The following is a 13,152-nucleotide window of genomic DNA, read 5'->3' as shown; positions in this document are numbered from 1 at the left end:
GCCCCGCGGCGATGTCAACCCCCGCGCACCCGCCCCCGGCGCGTGCGAGGCTGGGGCCATGCAGAGGACCGTCACCGCACACATCGAGCTGAGCGTCACCGAGCCCGCCGACCTCGTGTTCGCGGTCGCCGTGTCCGCGGCGTACGCCCCGGCATCCGAGGCGCTGAGCGTCAGCGTCGACGGCGCCCCCGTGCCGGTGCGGGAGCTCGCCGACGCGCACGGCGGACGCCTGCACCGCATGCACGCCCCGACCGGAACGCTCCGGCTCGACTACGGGGCGACGATCGACGGCACGGCCGCGCCGCTGGCCGCCGACGAGACCGAGCTGCTGGTCTACGGCCGCCCCAGCCGCTACGCCGAGTCCGACGCGCTCGCGCCCACCGCGGGGGCGGAGTTCGCCGGCATCGACGATCCCGCCGCGCTGCTGCTCGCGGTGTCGTCGTGGGTGGGCACGGAGTTGTCGTACGTGAGCGGATCGAGCCTGCCCACCGACGGCGCCACCCGCACGCTGCTCGCCCGCCAGGGCGTGTGCCGCGACTACAGCCACCTGTGCGTCGCCCTGCTGCGCGCCCGCGGCATCCCCGCACGGCTCGTCGCGGTCTACGCACCCGGTCTGGACCCCATGGACTTCCACGCGGTCACGGAGGCCTGGATCGACGGGGCGTGGCGCATCGTCGACGCCACCACCCTGGCGCCGCGAGACACGCTCGTGCGCATCGCGACGGGGCGGGATGCCGCCGACACGGCGTTCCTCAACGTGTTGAGCGGCCGCGCCGACCTCGTCGACGTGCGGGTCACGGCCACCGCCGACGTCCTGCCCGGCGACGACCTCGACCGTCTCGTCCGTCTGCAGTGACCCCCGAGTCAACCAGTTGACACGTCACCATGTCAACTGGTTGACTCGCTGTATGGCCGACCGCATCACCGTCACCCTCCACGAGCTCGTGGGCGAGCTCGACCTGTTCGCGGACGCCTGGCTGCGCGAGCGGCACGGGGTGAGCTTCAACCTCTTCGAGGTGCTCGCCACCCTCGCCGAGCGCGCCCCCATCGACATCACGGGCCTCGCCCACTGCCTGCGGGTGACGAAGGCCGCCGTCAGCAAGCGCGTGCCCGCTCTCGTCGCCGACGGCTGGATCACGGCCACGCCCGGCGACGGCCGGCGCGTCGTGCTCGCCCTCACCGCCCGCGGGGCGGAGCTGGTGCGCGTCGCGGGCGGAGAGCTCGAGGCGGCGTTCACCGAGATGCTCGCCGACCCCCGTCTCGACCCCGCGCGCTCCCCCGCCGGCATCGAGCCCGCCGGCCTCAACGCCCACCTCAGCATCCTCACCGAGATCGTCATCGCGAAAGGTCGCACCACATGAACCGCCGTCTGCTCGTCATCGTCGGCACTCCCCTGCCCGACACCCTCACCCACGCCCTCGCCGGCTCCTACGTCGACGCGGCGCGCGCCGCGGGCGCCGAGGTCCGCGTCATCGACCTCGCACACGATCCCATCCCCGACCACCCGCGCTCGCGCGACCAGCTGCGCGCCCCGCGCGCCGACCGCCCCGACGACCTGGCGCTGGACGCGGACGTCGCCCGCTACCTCGACGACGTGTTCTGGGCCGACCACCTCGTGATCTTCCACCCGCAGTGGTGGGGAACGACCCCCGCGGCACTGAAGGCCTTCATCGACCGCGTCTTCCTCTCCGGCGCGACCTTCCGCTATCGCGAGCGCTCGGCGCTGTCCGAGCGCCTCCTCGCGGGGAGGACCGCGCGCATCGTCATGACGATGGACTCGCCGCGCTTCTGGAACCGGCTGGTGTACCGCGGGGCCGCGGAGGCCTCCCTCACGCGGGCGACGCTCGGGTACTGCGGCGTGCGTACCGTCGGCATCTCCCGCTTCACCCCCGTCCGCTTCAGCGACGACACGGCACGGCGCGGCTGGATCGACCGCGTCGCCGACCACGGGCGGACCGACGCCGCGTCGCGCCGGCGGGCACCGCGCGCGGCGACCGCGGGCGTCGCTGCGGCGGATAGCGAACTCGCCAACTCGTCGCAGACGTGACACGCTGACGGGATGAAGGCCTGGATCGTCCGGTTCGCGTCGCTGTACGTGTTCAACCTCGTCGTGCTGCTGCTCATCGGCCTGCTGACCCCCGCGCGCGTCGGCGTCGCCGCGATCTGGGCGTCGGTCGTGCTCTCCCTGGCCGAGATCGTCGTCAAGCCGATCGCCGAGAAGGGGTTCCGTTCGGCGGCCGCACGATCCGCCTCCGAGCGCACCCGCGCGGGCGAGGCCCTCGTCCAGGGCGCGATCGTGCTGGCGGTCGCGGCCATCGTCTGGGTCATCACCCTCCTGCTGACCCGGGTCGACGCCGGCGGAAGCTGGTTCTGGGCCGCCGTGCTGCCGCCGATCATCATCGCGATCGGCTGGCTGGTGTACGCGAAGATCGACGAGAGGATCGAGGCGCGCGCCGGCCGGTACTACGACCGCGCCGCCGAACGCCTCGGTCGCAAAGAGTGAAGACCTCGTAACAAAGCGTCGCCCGACGCCGCCCCCGCACGCGGGTCCGGCGAAGATGGAGGTCGCGGCATCCGCGCACAGCATCCCGCGTGCCGCCCATCCCACCCGGAGGTCTCCATGACGCGTCCCATCCTGCGCACCGCCCTCGCCGCCACCGCGGCGGCCCTCGCCCTCGTCCTCGCCGGCTGCGCCGGCGGCACGGGCGGCACCGCTTCGGGCTCGGCGGACGCGGATGCCGGCTACATCACGCCCGGCAAGCTCACCGTCGCCACGGGCGAGACGGCGTACGAGCCCTACGTGTACGACGACGACCCCGCCTCGGGCAAGGGCTTCGAGGCCGCCGTCGCCTACGCCGTGGCGGAGCAGCTCGGCTTCGCCAAGGAGGACGTCGTGTGGGTGCGCACCTCTTTCGAGTCGGCCATCGCCCCGGGGCCGAAGAACTTCGACATCAACATCCAGCAGTACACGATCACCGACGAGCGCAAGCAGGCGGTCGACTTCTCCACGCCGTACTACGAGGCCAGCCAGTCGGTCGTGGCGCTCAAGGGCGGGAAGGCGCAGGGGATCACCGACATCGCGGGCCTCAAGGCGCTCGCGATCGGCGCGATGACCGGCTCGACGAGCGCCGCCACCCTCGAGAAGGCGATCGCCCCGGCCACGGCACCCTCGCTCTACAACTCCAACGAGGATGCGGTGGCCGCCCTCAAGGCGGGGCAGATCGACGCGATCGTCCTGGACACCCCCACGGCCTACGTCGCCGTCAACGCGCCCTACATCGAGAACTCGTTCGTCGTGGGCGAGCTGCCCGCCGCCGGCATCCCCGACCAGTGGGGACTGCTGCTGGCCAAGGACTCGCCGCTCACCGCGAAGGTGAGCGCGGCCGTCGACACGCTGCGTGAGAACGGCACCCTCGACGAGCTGAAGAAGACGTGGCTGTCGGTGCTGACCGAGGGTGTGCCCCAGCTGCAGTGACCGGCTCGGGTAACGTCGCTCTGTGACCAGTCACTCGACCACCCGCGCGCCGAGCGCGCTCGAGCTCGAGCGGCGCGCGTTCCGGCGCGGCCGCGAGCGCCGGTCGGTGCTCGTCGCGGTCGCCTCGAGCCTCGTGTTCGCCGCGATCGTCTGGGCCACCGTCATCGACACGCCCGGCTGGGCGAGCGTGCAGCGCGCGTTCTTCGATCCGCAGATCGCCCTGCAGTCGTTGCCCAAGATCTGGGACGGGTTCCTCATCAACCTGCAGGTGCTCGGCATCTCGCTGGTCACGGTGTCGGCGGTGGCGCTGGTCATCGCCGTGCTGCGCACCGTCCGCGGCCCGGTGTTCTTCCCGCTGCGCGTGCTGGCCGCCGGGTACACCGACCTGTTCCGCGGGCTGCCGTTCATCATCGTGCTCTACCTCATCGGCTTCGGCGTGCCGACGATCATGAACACACGGATCCCGGTGGTCGTGCTCGGCGTCGTCGCGGTCACGCTCACCTACTCGTCGTACGTCGCCGAGGTGCTGCGTGCCGGCATCGAGGCCGTCCACCCCTCGCAGCGCCTCGCGGCGCGGGCGCTCGGGCTCGGCTACGTGCAGACCCTCCGCCGTGTCGTGCTCCCCCAGGCGGTGCGCAAGGTCACCCCGGCGCTGATGAACGACTTCATCTCCATGCAGAAGGACGTGGGCCTCATCTCCATCCTCGGGGCGATCGACGCCATCGCCGCCGCCCGGTCGGCGGCATCGCTGAGCTACAACTTCACGCCGTACGTCGTCGCCGGCATCCTGTTCATCCTGCTGGCGATCCCGACGATCCGTCTCACCGACTGGTACACGGCGCGGCTGCGCGAGCGCGAGCAGCAGGGATCGATCCTGTGACCGGCCCCGCCGACCGCCCCGGCGCGCCCGTGCTGCGCGCCGACGACCTGTGGAAGTCGTTCGGCGACCGCGACGTGCTGCGCGGCGTCTCGGTGTCGCTGTCGGCGCACGAGGTGGTCGCCCTCATCGGCGCCTCGGGGTCGGGAAAGTCCACGCTGCTGCGCTGCCTGGGCCTGCTCGAGCCCATCGACGACGGACGCATCTGGCTGGGCGCGCAGGACATCTCCGACCCGCGCGTCGACGGCAACCGCGTGCGGGCGCGACTGGGCGCCGTGTTCCAGAGCTACAACCTCTTCCCGCACCTGTCCGTGCTCGACAACGTGACCCTCGCGTCGCGCGTCGTGCACCGGATGCCGCGGGCGCAGGCCGAGGACCGCGCGCGCGACCTGCTCGCCCGCGTCGGCCTCGCCGACTTCGCGAAGGCCCACCCCGACCGCCTCTCCGGCGGCCAGCAGCAGCGCGCCGCCATCGTGCGCGCCATCGCGACCGATCCCGAGGTGCTCCTGCTCGACGAGATCACCTCGGCTCTCGATCCGGAGCTCGTCGGCGAGGTGCTCGAACTCGTGCGCGCGCTCGCCGCGGAGGGGACGACGATCCTCATGGCGACCCACGAGATGGCCTTCGCCCGCGACGTCGCCGACCGGGTGGTCTTCCTCGACGACGGCGTCATCGTGGAGGAGGGCGCCGCGGCATCCGTCTTCGCCGCCCCGCAGCACCCGCGCACCCGGGCGTTCCTCTCCCGCTTCTCCGGCTGAGCGGCGGGCGATCCCCCTCGGCCGCGTCGGCGGCGCCTCAGCGGGATGCCGCGGCGGCCGCGGCGGCCCGGGCGGCGCGGATCAGCTGCGTCGAGTGGTCGAGGTGGGCGCGGACGGCCGCGCCGCCGCCCCGGCGGATCTCGTCGACGTACGCGCGGTGCTCGGCGGCCAGCGCGCCGGCACCGTAGTGCGGACGCACGTGCGTGAGCAGGAGGAGCACCTCGGACTCGAGCGCGGCGTGGGTGTGCACGATCCGCGGGCTTCCCGACGCCGCGACGACGGCCCGATGCACGGCGGCGTGGGCGCGGATCGTCGCGGGCCAGTCGGCGCGCGCCTCGGCATCCGCGAGCTCGTCGATGGCCGCGTCGATCGGCGCACGCACCTCCGCCGGCCATCGGGCGCCGTGGGCGGCGGAGATCATCCGCACCGCCTCGGACTCCAGGGCCGCCCGCAGCTGCTGCAGCCCGACGAGCTCGTCGTCGTCGAGCGCCGAGACCCGCGCCCCCGCGTAGGGGACGATCTGCACGAGCCGCTCCGCGCCGAGGGTCGCCAGCGCCGCCCGCACGGTGTGACGCGACACGTCGTGGGTGCGGGCGATCTCCTCTTCGCGCAGCGGCGATCCGGGCGCCGCCGCGCCCGAGAGGATCTCCGCGCGCAGGGCGTCGGCCAGCCGTGTGTCGGCGGTCGGACGCGACGCCGGCTCACGCCGCCGCGGAGACACGCGACCCCCGTTCGCGCACGGGAACGGCGACGATCGCCAGGCCCACGGCGATGACGACGAGCCCGGCGATCGACGCCGGTGCCAGCTGCTCGTGGAGCACGAGGAGCCCCAGCACCGTCGCGCCGAGCGGCTCGGCGAGGGTCAGGGTCGACACCGTGGCCGGGCTGAGCCGGCGAAGGCCCGCGCCGAACAGCAGGTAGGCGACGGTGACCGTGACCACGCCGAGCCAGAGCGCCAGGGCGATCCCGGCGGTGGTCGCAAGCCACGCGGTCGCCGTCGACAGCAGCACGGGCAGGCTGAGCACGGCGGCGGAGCCGAAGACGGCGCCCATCGCGGCCGGCGCCGTCCAGCCGCGATCGAGCAGCAGCTTGCTCGCGATCGCGTACAGCGCGTAGGAGGCCCCCGCCCCCACGGAGGCCGCGACACCGACGGGCGTGATCGCGGCAACGCCCGCCGCCCCACCCGAGAACACCCCCGAGACCAGCACGAGACCGAGCACGGCGACGGTCGTCGCGATCAGCCAACGGATGCCGGGGCGTCGACGACGCACGAGCGCGTCGAGCACGCCGGTGACGACGGGCGCCGACCCCAGGGCCACGACCGTGCCGACGGCGACGCCGTTGAGCCCCGTGCCGGTGAAGAACGTGGGCTGGTAGGCCAGCACGCCGGCTGCGCCCACGAGCACGATGACGATGCTCGGCATCCGCCTCCCCGTGCCGGACGGGGCGAGAGCGGCGGGCGGCGCGTCGGCGCGGAACCTCCGGCGCCGGGCGAGGGCGATCAGGCCGAGCAGCCCGCCGCCGATGAGCACGCGCGCCGCGCCGATCGAGACGGCGTCGGCATCCACGTCGGCGAGGGCGCGGGCGGTGCCGGTCGTCGCGAAGCAGAGCGCGGCCACGAGGACGGCGACGACCGAGAGCGAGCGGGACATGGGGCATATTGTTACACAATCTTGCGCCTGGTGACGCGAGGGGAAACCAACCAGGCGCGGCGCACGCTCACCGCCGACGCATAGGCATGCGACCTACGCTGGCCGCACGCCTCCCCTCGATGCCCTTCTCACCACTTGGCGCGCCGACCCCGTGACGATCGCGGTGCTGGTCGGCGCGGCGCTGGTCTACGCCCTCGGGATGCGCCGCGCGGCGCGGCGCGGCGTCGCCTGGCCCGCCCACCGTGCCGTGCTCTTCTTCACGCTCGGCCTGGGCTCGTACGCCGTCATCGAGCTCGGCTTCCTCGGCACGTGGTCGGCCGAGCTCCGCTGGGCATTCGTCGCGCGCATCGCGCTGCTGCTGATGGCCGTGCCGGGGCTCGTCTCGCTGGGCCGGCCGCTCGATCTGCTGCGCGCCGGGCTCTCCGCCGACGGACGCCGACGCCTGGATGCGATCCTCGACGGCCGCGTGTTCCGCGTGCTCGGCAACGCGATGTTCGCGACGCTGTTCGTCGCGGTCGTGTTCTGCGTCTTCCTCACCCCGCTCGCCGGCATCCTGCGCACCTCGCCGGTGATCGGCGAGGCGATCGGCGTCGTCGCCCTCGTCATCGGGCTGCTGCTGGTGGTGCCGCTCATGGCGCTCACCGGCATCCACACCAGCACCTTCCTGGCGGTCGAGTTCCTCCTGGCCTTCGTCGAGCTCGTGATCGACTCGATCCCCGGCATCCTGCTGCGCCTCAACGACACCGTCGTCGACGGCGTCGCGGCCGCCACCGGCGCGGGCTGGTGGCCGAATCCGCTGCACGATCAACATCTCGCCGGCGACCTGTTGTGGTTCATCGCCGAGGTCGCCGACGTGCCGATCCTCATCATCCTGCTCGTGCGCTGGGGGCGCCGCGACCGCGTCGAGGCGGCCGGCTTCGACGCCCTCACCGACGAGGAGCACGACGCGCTCGTGCAGGCGCACCTGCGCGGAGACCGCACGGCCGACGCCTGACCGTCGCGCCGGGCGTTGCGGCCGGAGCCCGCTCGCTCAGGCCGAGACGGCGCGCTCCGCGGCCTCGACGACGTTCGTCATGAGCAGCGCCACGGTCATCGGACCCACCCCGCCGGGGTTCGGCGAGAGCCAGCCCGCAACGTCCTCGACGCCCGGGGCGATGTCGCCGTAGACCTTCGCCTTGCCGGTCTCGGGGTCGCTCTCGCGGGTGACGCCGACGTCGAGCACGGCGGCACCGGGCTTCACGTCCTCCGGGCGCACGAGGTGCTTGACCCCCGCGGCGCCGACGATCACGTCGGCCTGTCGCAGGTAGGAGGGCAGGTCGCGGGTTCCCGTGTGGGTGAGCGTGACCGTCGCGTTGACCGCGCGCCGCGTGAGCAGCAGCCCGATCGAGCGGCCGATGGTGACCCCACGGCCGACGACCACGACGTGCGTGCCGGCGAGGGCGAACCCGTTGCGCTCCAGCAGCTCGATCACCGCGCGCGGCGTGCACGGCAGCGGCGAGGTGATCTCGTCGTTGACGTTGAGCACGAGCTTGCCGAGGTTCGTCGGGTGCAGGCCGTCGGCATCCTTCGCGGGGTCGATCCGCTCGAGGATGCGATCGGTGTCGAGGTGTCGCGGCAGCGGGAGCTGGACGATGTAGCCGTGGCAGGTCGGGTCGGCGTTGAGGCGGTCGATCTCGGCTTCGACCTCCTCCTGTGTGGCCTCGGCGGGCAGCTCGACCTGGATCGAGTTCATGCCGATCGCCTCGGACTCGCGGTGCTTCATCCCCACGTACAGCTGGGATGCCGGGTCGGCGCCCACGAGCACCGTCGCGATGCCGGGGGTCACGCCCAGCGCCTTCAGCTTCGCGACCCGCTCGGCCAGCTCCGCCTTGATCGCCGCGGCGGTCGCCCGCCCGTCGAGTTTCTGTGCCGTCATGTTCTCTCCTCAGAAATCGTCCCGCGAGAAACCACTCCCGCACCGAGACACACGTCGGCAGACGGTGTCTCGGTGCGAAGGTGGTGTCTCGCGGACAGGGGATGCCGCAATGGCGAGCCGTTACTGGGCGAGGCCGGGGTACAGCGGGAACGCGGCGGTCAGCGCGGCCACGCGGGTGCGCAGGGCCTCGACGTCGGCCTCCGGAAGCAGCGCCAGCGCGATGACGTCGGCGACCTCGGTGAACTCGGCGTCGCCGAAGCCGCGGGTCGCGAGCGCCGGGGTGCCGATGCGCAGACCCGACGTCACCATCGGCGGACGCGGGTCGTTGGGCACCGCGTTGCGGTTGACGGTGATGTGGATCTCGTGCAGCAGGTCTTCGGCCTGCTTGCCGTCGATCGCGGCGTCGCGGAGGTCGACGAGCACCAGGTGCACGTCGGTGCCGCCGGAGCGCACCGAGATCCCGGCATCCTTCACGTCCTGCTGCGACAGACGCTCGGCGAGGATCGCCGCACCGCGCACGACGCGCTCCTGGCGCTCCTTGAACTCCGGGGTCGCGGCGAGCTTGAACGCGGTCGCCTTCGCGGCGATGACGTGCATGAGCGGGCCGCCCTGCTGGCCCGGGAAGACGGCCGAGTTGATCTTCTTCGCGAGATCGGCGTCGTTGGTGAGGATGAAGCCCGAGCGGGGGCCGCCGATCGTCTTGTGCACCGTCGAGCTCACGACGTGCGCGTGCGGCACCGGCGACGGGTGCAGACCCGCGGCGACGAGACCGGCGAAGTGCGCCATGTCGACCCACAGCAGCGCGCCCACCTTGTCGGCGATGGCGCGGAAGCGGGCGAAGTCGAGCTGGCGCGGGTAGGCCGACCAGCCGGCGATGATGACCTTCGGCTGGTGCTCGACGGCGAGGCGCTCGACCTCGTCCATGTCGATCGTCGAGGTCTCGGGGTCGACGCCGTAGGCGACGATGTTGTAGAGCCGGCCGGAGAAGTTGATCTTCATGCCGTGCGTCAGGTGACCGCCGTGGTCGAGCGAGAGGCCCAGCAGGGTGTCGCCGGGGCGCGCGATCGCGTGCAGCACGGCCGCGTTGGCGGAGGCGCCCGAGTGCGGCTGGACGTTCGCGAACTCGGCGCCGAACAGGGCCTTGGCGCGCTGGATGGCGAGCTCCTCGGCGACGTCGACCTCCTCGCAGCCGCCGTAGTAGCGACGGCCGGGGTAGCCCTCGGCGTACTTGTTCGTCAGCACCGAGCCCTGCGACTGCAGCACGGAGACGGGGACGAAGTTCTCCGAGGCGATCATCTCGAGGTAGCCGCGCTGACGCTCGAGCTCACGCTCGAGGACCTGCGCGATCTCGGGGTCGACCTCGGCGAGCGGGGCGTTGAAGTAGGGATCGGTCATGACGGTCTCCTGCCATTCGTCGGGTGGATGCCGGTGTGCGCTGCGCGCACGCCGCTGTATCAAACGAAGGCCGGCCCAGGCGTGCGGTCGATTGCCGTGATCGTCGCTCCCCGATGGTGACCCACCTCAACGCCAGTCGCGACAATGCGAGCATATCGGATGCGGCGACCCGGGCACACGGCTAAGCTGGCCCCGCCGGATTTGTTAGGGCTCCTTACAGAGCACATCGCCCCTGGTCTCGGTCCCGACACCCGCGCAGAATGGAGAGACCGTGTCGCAGCCCGCCCTCGTCCCCGCCCCCGGGCGGCTCGTCGTCGCCGACAGCGCCCCCTTCCTGCTCACGAGCGACGTCGCGATCCTCGCCGAGACGGAGGCCGCCGCGCCCGCCGCCGCGCTGCGCCGGCTGATCGAGGTGCGCACCGGCATCCCGCTGACCTCCACGGCGGCCGCCGGCGTCGCGTCGGGTCGCAGCATCCGCCTGGCGCTCGGCCACGACGGGCCCGCGGAGTCGTACCGGCTGCGCAGCGGCGAGAGCGCCGTCGAGGTGGTCGGCGCCGACGCCGCGGGCCTCTTCTACGGCGTGCAGACGCTCGTGCAGGCGATCTCGGTCGGGCCCGCGGGTGCGCATGTCGCGGCGATGGAGATCGACGACGCCCCCCGATTCGCCTATCGCGGGGTGATGCTCGACGTCGCCCGCCACTTCCTCGACGTCGAGACCGTGTGCGGATACATCGACCGGGCGGCGGGTCTGAAGTTCAACGCGCTGCACCTGCACCTGACCGACGACCAGGGCTGGCGGCTGCAGCTGGAGTCCCGACCGCTGCTCACCCAGAAGGCGGCGACGACAGCGGTCGGCGGTGACGCCGGGGGCTTCTACACGCACGACGACTACCGCGCCATCGTCGCGTACGCCGCCGCCCGTCACATGATCGTGGTGCCGGAGATCGACGGCCCGAGCCACACGCACGCGGTCTCGCTCGCCTACCCCGAGCTGTGCGAGGAGCCGGTGCTGAGCGCCGAACTGGAGGAGCTCGCGCAGGCGGACGGCAGCGCACTGCCCGTCAGCGGCACCCCGTACGAGGGCATCGGGGTGGGGTTCTCGTCGCTGCGCATCCGCGACGAGCGGACCTACGCCTTCCTCGCCGACGTCCTCACCGAGCTGGCGGCCCTCACGCCCGGGCCCTACCTGCACATCGGCGGCGACGAGGCGCTCGGGACGGATGCCGAGGACTACGCCCACTACATCGAGCGCACCTCGCGCCTCGTGCTCGACGCCGGCAAGACCCCCATCGCCTGGCACGAGGCGGGGGCCTCCCCCACCCTCGCCGCGGGCACGATCGGGCAGTACTGGGGTTTCGTGTCTCCCACCGACGGCATGGACGAGAAGACCCGCGGGTTCGTCCGGCGCGGCGGACAGGTGATCCTCTCGCCCGCCGACGCGATCTACCTCGACATGAAGTTCGACCCCGACTCGCCGCTCGGCCTCACCTGGGCGCGCGGCGTGACCACCGTCCATCGCGCCTACGACTGGGACCCCGCCCGCGTCGTCGACGGCATCGGCGACGACGACATCCTCGGCGTCGAGGCGCCGCTGTGGGGCGAGACCGCCCGCACGGCCGACGACATGGACGCCCTCGCCTTCCCGCGCATCGCCGCCGCCGCGGAGGCGGCGTGGTCGCCCGCCCTCGGGACGACGCCCCTGCGATCCTGGGAGTCGTTCCGCACCCGCGTCGGCGGACTCGGTCCCCTGTGGGCGGCGCTCGGCATCCGCTTCACCGCCTCGCCCGAGATCGACTGGATGCCCGTCGCGGCCGCACCGGCCCGCGATGCCGGCCGCGGCGAAGGACCGCTCAGCGAGGCGGCCGACGGGAGGACGGCATGACGACGGTGATCCGCGCCGTCCGGCTCGTCGACGGGGGCGCCGCCACCGACGACGCCTGGATCGCGTTCGCCGACGGACGCGTCCGCGACCGCGGCACGGGCGACGGGTGGCGCGCGGTCGCGGCGGACCGTGTCATCGACTGCGCGGGCGGCGTGCTCACGCCCGGATTCATCGACATCCACGGACACGGCGGCGGCGGCGCGTCGTTCGACGACGGCGCCGAGGCGATCGCCACGGCCCGCGCGCTGCACCGCGCCCACGGCACGACCCGCGCCGTGGTGTCACTCGTCACGGCATCCCTCGACGACCTCGCCGCGCGGGTCGCCGTCGTCGCCGGGCTCGCCGCGGCCGACGCGACGATCCTCGGCTCGCACCTCGAGGGGCCGTTCCTCGACGTCGGCCACAAGGGCGCCCACACCCCGGGCCTGCTGCGTCCGCCGGATGCCGCGGCCGTCGCACGCCTCATCGATGCCGGGCGCGGCACCGTCCGGCAGGTGACGCTCGCCCCCGAGCTTCCCGGCGGGCTCGCCGCCGTGTCGCAGTTCGCCGCGGCGGGTGTCGCGGTCGCCGTCGGGCACACGAACGCGACGGAGGACGAGGCGTTCGCCGCCTTCGACGCGGGCGCGACGATCCTGACGCACGCGTTCAACGCCATGCCCGGCATCCACCACCGCGAGCCCGGACCCGTCGTCGCAGCCCTCCGCAACGAGCGCGTCACGCTGGAGATCATCGCGGACGGGGTGCACGTGCATCCGGATGTCGTGGCGCTCGCGTTCACGCAGGCGCCCGGTCGCATCGCCCTCATCACCGATGCGATGGCCGCCGCCGGCGCCGCCGACGGCCACTACACGCTGGGCGGACTCGCCGTCACGGTGACCGACGGCACCGCGCGTCTCGACGTCGGCGGTGCGATCGCGGGATCGACCCTCACCCAGGATGCCGCCCTGCGCCTCGCGGTGCGCGCAGGTGTCCCGCTGGCCACCGCGGTCGGCGCGCTCACGCACGTCCCGGCGCGGGCCGTCGGCGTCGCGGACCGGTTCGGTTCGCTCGCCGTGGGCCGCCCCGCCGACGCCGTGCTGCTCGATGAGCGGTTGACGGTGCGGTCGGTGTGGGTCGACGGCATCCCCGTCTGACCCCGCCGGCGCCCCACCCGAACCGGCACCGTCGACGAAGCTCTCGACGAGAAGCGGGGCGGACG

14 protein-coding genes and 1 riboswitch are annotated in these 13,152 nt (G+C 73.0%); of the genes, 10 read left to right on the top strand and 4 right to left on the bottom strand.

Features of this window, described 5'->3' with window-relative positions; genetic code table 11:
- Positions 1–58: 58 nt before the first annotated feature.
- The 7 genes from AC1Q49_RS15250 (at position 59) to AC1Q49_RS15220 (ending at position 5,110) form a co-directional block, all read left to right on the top strand.
- Positions 59–856 carry a transglutaminase-like domain-containing protein gene (locus AC1Q49_RS15250; protein WP_492493190.1) on the top strand — a complete coding sequence of 266 codons (798 nt, stop codon included), beginning with the start codon at positions 59–61 and terminating at the stop codon, positions 854–856.
- 52 nt (positions 857–908) lie between these two features.
- Positions 909–1,361, top strand: a complete 453-nt coding sequence (locus tag AC1Q49_RS15245; protein ID WP_492493188.1) for a MarR family winged helix-turn-helix transcriptional regulator — start codon at positions 909–911, stop codon at positions 1,359–1,361.
- Positions 1,358–2,047, top strand: coding sequence for an NAD(P)H-dependent oxidoreductase (locus tag AC1Q49_RS15240; protein WP_492493186.1), 690 nt, complete (start codon positions 1,358–1,360; stop codon positions 2,045–2,047). The genes AC1Q49_RS15245 and AC1Q49_RS15240 overlap by 4 nt, the downstream gene beginning before the upstream one ends.
- A gap of 12 nt (positions 2,048–2,059) precedes the next feature.
- Positions 2,060–2,503: a hypothetical protein gene (locus tag AC1Q49_RS15235; protein ID WP_492493184.1), complete on the top strand. Its 444-nt coding sequence runs from the start codon at positions 2,060–2,062 to the stop codon at positions 2,501–2,503.
- Between the two features lie 117 nt (positions 2,504–2,620).
- Positions 2,621–3,475 carry an ABC transporter substrate-binding protein gene (locus AC1Q49_RS15230; RefSeq protein ID WP_061781836.1) on the top strand — a complete coding sequence of 285 codons (855 nt, stop codon included), beginning with the start codon at positions 2,621–2,623 and terminating at the stop codon, positions 3,473–3,475.
- A 22-nt stretch (positions 3,476–3,497) separates the two neighbouring features.
- Positions 3,498–4,355 (top strand): amino acid ABC transporter permease, encoded by an 858-nt coding sequence (locus tag AC1Q49_RS15225; protein WP_101306785.1) that lies wholly within the window; start codon positions 3,498–3,500, stop codon positions 4,353–4,355.
- Positions 4,352–5,110, top strand: a complete 759-nt coding sequence (locus AC1Q49_RS15220; protein ID WP_060960408.1) for an amino acid ABC transporter ATP-binding protein — start codon at positions 4,352–4,354, stop codon at positions 5,108–5,110. The genes AC1Q49_RS15225 and AC1Q49_RS15220 overlap by 4 nt, the downstream gene beginning before the upstream one ends.
- Before the next feature lie 37 nt (positions 5,111–5,147).
- Here AC1Q49_RS15220 and AC1Q49_RS15215 read toward each other — a convergent pair whose 3' ends face one another.
- Positions 5,148–5,831, bottom strand: a complete 684-nt coding sequence (locus tag AC1Q49_RS15215) for a GntR family transcriptional regulator (RefSeq protein WP_492493181.1) — start codon at positions 5,829–5,831, stop codon at positions 5,148–5,150.
- Entirely contained in the window at positions 5,812–6,762 is a 951-nt protein-coding gene (locus AC1Q49_RS15210) for an EamA family transporter (RefSeq protein WP_492493179.1), read from the bottom strand. The genes AC1Q49_RS15215 and AC1Q49_RS15210 overlap by 20 nt, the downstream gene beginning before the upstream one ends.
- Before the next feature lie 151 nt (positions 6,763–6,913).
- On the opposite strand from AC1Q49_RS15210, the gene AC1Q49_RS15205 reads away from it, so the two are divergent.
- Positions 6,914–7,756 (top strand): cytochrome c oxidase assembly protein, encoded by an 843-nt coding sequence (locus AC1Q49_RS15205; RefSeq protein ID WP_231735159.1) that lies wholly within the window; start codon positions 6,914–6,916, stop codon positions 7,754–7,756.
- 36 nt (positions 7,757–7,792) lie between these two features.
- Here AC1Q49_RS15205 and AC1Q49_RS15200 read toward each other — a convergent pair whose 3' ends face one another.
- Both AC1Q49_RS15200 and glyA read right to left on the bottom strand, forming a co-directional pair.
- Positions 7,793–8,677 carry a bifunctional methylenetetrahydrofolate dehydrogenase/methenyltetrahydrofolate cyclohydrolase gene (locus AC1Q49_RS15200; RefSeq protein ID WP_060960407.1) on the bottom strand — a complete coding sequence of 295 codons (885 nt, stop codon included), beginning with the start codon at positions 8,675–8,677 and terminating at the stop codon, positions 7,793–7,795.
- Between the two features lie 120 nt (positions 8,678–8,797).
- A complete protein-coding gene (glyA, locus tag AC1Q49_RS15195; RefSeq protein WP_492493176.1) occupies positions 8,798–10,072 on the bottom strand; it encodes a serine hydroxymethyltransferase in 1,275 nt (424 codons plus the stop codon).
- A gap of 66 nt (positions 10,073–10,138) precedes the next feature.
- Positions 10,139–10,222, bottom strand: a riboswitch (ZMP/ZTP riboswitch).
- A 121-nt stretch (positions 10,223–10,343) separates the two neighbouring features.
- On the opposite strand from glyA, the gene AC1Q49_RS15190 reads away from it, so the two are divergent.
- Entirely contained in the window at positions 10,344–11,954 is a 1,611-nt protein-coding gene (locus tag AC1Q49_RS15190; protein WP_492493174.1) for a beta-N-acetylhexosaminidase, read from the top strand.
- Complete coding sequence (nagA, locus tag AC1Q49_RS15185; protein ID WP_492493172.1) at positions 11,951–13,087, top strand: N-acetylglucosamine-6-phosphate deacetylase; 1,137 nt, start codon at positions 11,951–11,953, stop codon at positions 13,085–13,087. Before AC1Q49_RS15190 ends, nagA begins: the two co-directional genes overlap by 4 nt.
- Positions 13,088–13,152: the final 65 nt, after the last annotated feature.

The organism is Microbacterium sp. MPR-TSA4, assembly GCF_058792815.1.
The sequence above is the reverse complement of the archived record's forward strand: the minus strand, read 5'-3'. Positions and strand labels throughout refer to the sequence as shown.